The 2,899-nt window shown below is 63.8% G+C and carries 3 protein-coding genes and 1 pseudogene; 3 read left to right on the top strand and 1 reads right to left on the bottom strand.

Translation table 11 applies throughout. The annotated features are described in order from the left end of the window. Positions 1-175, bottom strand: a pseudogene (locus AC1DMG_RS21330) (GNAT family N-acetyltransferase); the annotation flags it as partial. A 210-nt stretch (positions 176-385) separates the two neighbouring features. On the opposite strand from AC1DMG_RS21330, the gene AC1DMG_RS21325 reads away from it, so the two are divergent. From AC1DMG_RS21325 to AC1DMG_RS21315, 3 genes are all read left to right on the top strand, one after another. Further along, the gene (locus tag AC1DMG_RS21325) at positions 386-1,615 is read left to right on the top strand and encodes a sensor histidine kinase (RefSeq protein WP_441604199.1); all 1,230 of its coding nucleotides are present in this window, start codon (positions 386-388) and stop codon (positions 1,613-1,615) included. A gap of 105 nt (positions 1,616-1,720) precedes the next feature. Beyond that, positions 1,721-2,362 carry a response regulator gene (locus AC1DMG_RS21320; protein ID WP_046970578.1) on the top strand — a complete coding sequence of 214 codons (642 nt, stop codon included), beginning with the start codon at positions 1,721-1,723 and terminating at the stop codon, positions 2,360-2,362. A 232-nt stretch (positions 2,363-2,594) separates the two neighbouring features. Then, positions 2,595-2,899 (top strand): SRPBCC family protein (locus AC1DMG_RS21315; protein WP_477181073.1); only part of this gene is annotated, 305 nt, incomplete at its 3' end.

Raw genomic sequence — 2,899 nt, 5'->3', positions numbered from 1 at the left:
CCAGGAAACCGGCAAGATGGCCATCGATTTCGGCCACCCGGAAATAGTCCGCGTGGTCGTAGAAATAGCGCAGCTGTGCGGTGTCCAGGGCGAGGATGGTGCGGCCGGCGGCGTTGTTGAGCGCCAGTACGGCATCCAGGTCGTGCTCTCGCACGTCGCGGATGGCAAGGGCCATTCGTTGCTCCGCTGTGTGTGGTTCGAAGAGTAAGACCGTTGGATCGGCCCCGCGTGACGGCGGCATTATGACATGCGCCACGCGGCCGCACATAACACGGCGCACCATGTAAAACCTTTGTAAAGCGCCAACCTTTGTGCCTTCTGGCAGGGGTGGAGCAATGACTTCTCACGCATTGCACCAAGTCTGCGGGTAGCGAATGATGCGCATATGGCCTGGTCAAACATTAATCACATCCGGCTGCTCCGGTACGCTGGTCTGTTCACGTACCTCTGCGTCGCGCTGCCGCTGCTCTCCGGTCCTGGCGGGCTGGCGGAGGTCAGTGCGTGGTGGAGCAACCCGAATATCACGGGCTGGATTCTTTCCTACCTGATCTTCGGCGTGACCTATCTGCTGCTGACCCGGCGCTCGGGCATGACGCGCCAGACCGGCTACCCCTCCATCGTCCAGCTGCTCGGGCTGGTGGTGCTGACCGGTTCGGCGGTGGCCATGGGCTGGTTCAGCCAGAGCGGCCTGTCGGCCATGCTGATGCTGGTGATCGCCGTGGTGCTGCCCTGGCAGCTGCCGGTGGGCGCGGGACTGGCCTGGATGCTGCTGCAGAACCTGATGCTGATCCCGATCATCGCCAGTTACATGGGCTGGACCATCGTCACGGCGTTCCTGCAGGTGTGCATGTACCTGGGCATCTCGGCCCTGGTGTTCTTCACCTCGATGATCGCCAGCCTGCAGGCCGAAGAGCGCGAAGTGCAGCGGCGCCTCAATTCCGAGCTGCGCGCCACCCGCGCCTTGCTGGCCGAGTCCACCCGCATCGCCGAGCGCATGCGCATTGCGCGCGACCTCCACGACCTGGTCGGCCATCACCTGACGGCGCTCAGCCTCAATCTGGAAGTGGCCAGCCACCTGGTCAACGCGCAGGCCGCCGAACATGTGCAGAAAGCGCAGGTGACCGCCAAGCATCTGCTGTCGGACGTGCGCGAAGTGGTTAGCGAGCTGCGCCAGGACGACGCGATCGACCTCACCGTCGCCTTGCGCAGCCTGACCGAGGGCGTGCCAGGCCTGAACGTCCACATGGAAACGCCGCCGCGCTTCAGCGTGGAGGATCCCCGTCGCGCCCAGGTGCTGCTGCGTTGTGCCCAGGAAATCATCACCAATACCGCGCGCCATGCCGGCGCGCGCAACCTGTGGCTACGCTTTGATTACGTCAACGCCAACCTGCTGGAGCTCTACGCGCGCGACGATGGCCGCGGCGCGACCAACTTCCGCCCGGGCAATGGCTTGTCGGGCATGCGCGAGCGACTGGTCGAATTCGAGGGCAGTGTGATGGTCGATCCGGCGCTGCTGCAGGGTTTTGCGCTTACCGTGCGCCTGCCGCTGGGCGAGCTGCCGGAACTCGCGCACACCCCGTCACGGTTCGAGCCACCCGCGCTGGGCATGCTGTAGCCTTGCTGGGTTGTCGTGTAAAAATGTGCTGCTTGGATAGCCGCATCGTTTTCTCCGTTGGCCGCGGGCATCGCACGCCGGCCACCTACGTTTCGAGGATCCGCGATGATTTCCGTCTGTCTCGTTGACGACCAGAACCTGGTACGCCAGGGTGTCCGATCACTGCTGGACCTGGCCGAGGACATCCGCGTGGTGGCCGAATGCGCCGATGGCGCCCAGGCCGTGCAGGACATCCCGCGGATCCGGCCCGACGTGGTGCTGCTGGACCTGCGCATGCCCAACATGAGCGGGCTCGAAGTGCTGCAGGCGCTGTCCGCCCGCAATGAATTGCCGCCCACCATCATCCTCACCACCTTTGATGACGATCAGCTCGTGCTGCAAGGCCTCAAGGCCGGCGCCCGCGGCTATCTGCTCAAGGACGTCTCGCTGGAACAACTGGTGGAGGCCGTGCGCACCGTGGCTGCCGGCGGTTCGCTGGTGGCGCCCATGGTCACCCAGCGCCTGCTGGCCGGCGTCGGCCGCATGCAGAACCAGTTCACCAGCCTGGAACAGCCCGACCCGCTGACCGAGCGCGAGACGGAAATCCTGCGCCTGCTGTCGGGCGGCTACAGCAACAAGGAGATCGCCAACTCCTTGAAAGTGGCGGAGGGAACGGTGAAAAACCACGTTTCCAACATTCTTTCCAAGCTGGGCGTGCGCGACCGCACGCGTGCGGTGCTCAAGGCGCTGGAGCTCGGCATCGTCTGAGAGCCTGTTTGCGATCTTCACCTAGCGGAGGTCGCAAACCGGCTCTGAATCCTTGCGGAGCCTTGCCGGACGCCATTCGCAGGCGTCTGGAAGCCCCGTGTCAGGCAGTCTTTACGGCTGGACGCCGGAGCAAGTAGTATCGGAAACTTCGGCGCTGGCCGACCCCCGTTCAGGCAGTGATTCTTCGGGAATCTCCCGTGGCGGGCCGGTCTCCGGCGGCTGCCCTTGTGCCGTGTACCAGAAGAGACGTGCGGAGAATCCTGGAATGATGCGTGTTCTTGAGTTTATTGTTGCCCTAATCATCGTCATCGTCGTGGCGGTGGTCGTGGGCGTGGTGATGCCTGGCAGCGGCCATGTCGAACGGTCGTTGGTCGTTGGCAAGGACATGCGTCAGGTCTACGACGTGCTCAACAATTTCCGCCGCTTCCCGGAGTATTCCGTGCAGCGCGAGTACGACCGCAATATCAAGTTTGATTTCTCGGGCAAGGCTTATGGCCCGGGCGCCGAAATCAGCTGGGCCAGCGATGACGGCAAGGT

The sequence above is a fragment of the Dyella sp. 01N36 genome, assembly GCF_056399745.1.
The sequence above is the reverse complement of the archived record's forward strand: the minus strand, read 5'-3'. Positions and strand labels throughout refer to the sequence as shown.